The organism is Mesorhizobium sp. M2A.F.Ca.ET.042.01.1.1, assembly GCF_003997405.1.
GTDB lineage: Bacteria > Pseudomonadota > Alphaproteobacteria > Rhizobiales > Rhizobiaceae > Mesorhizobium.
In genome coordinates this window covers 1-382 of record NZ_RZRX01000666.1, presented here as the reverse complement: position 1 = coordinate 382, position 382 = coordinate 1, and the positions used below count along the sequence as shown (strand labels likewise).

Sequence of the window (382 nt, the reverse complement as noted above, 5' to 3'; positions counted from 1 at the left end):
ATCCTCAACCGCGCCGCCGACCTCTACGAGGCCAACGCCGCCGAGCTTTTCGCCCTCGCCACCCGCGAGGCCGGCAAGTCGCTGGCCGATGGTGTCGCCGAGGTGCGCGAGGCGGTCGACTTCCTGCGCTATTACGCGGCCGAGGCGGCCAATGCCGAGGCAGGCACCGAGGCGCGCGGCGCGATCGTCTGCATCTCGCCGTGGAATTTCCCGCTGGCGATCTTCACCGGCCAGATCGCGGCGGCGCTGGTCACCGGCAATTCGGTCATCGCCAAGCCCGCCGAGCAGACGCCGCTGATCGCCTTCCGCGCCGTCGAGATGCTGCGCGAGGCCGGCGTGCCGGAGGACGTCATCCAGCTTCTGCCGGGCGATGGCCCCACGG

General features: G+C 71.2%; 1 protein-coding gene. It reads left to right on the top strand.

The window, feature by feature from the left end; translation table 11 throughout:
- On the top strand, positions 1-382 hold a 382-nt coding region (locus EOA23_RS35445), incomplete at both ends, for an aldehyde dehydrogenase family protein (RefSeq protein WP_127307363.1).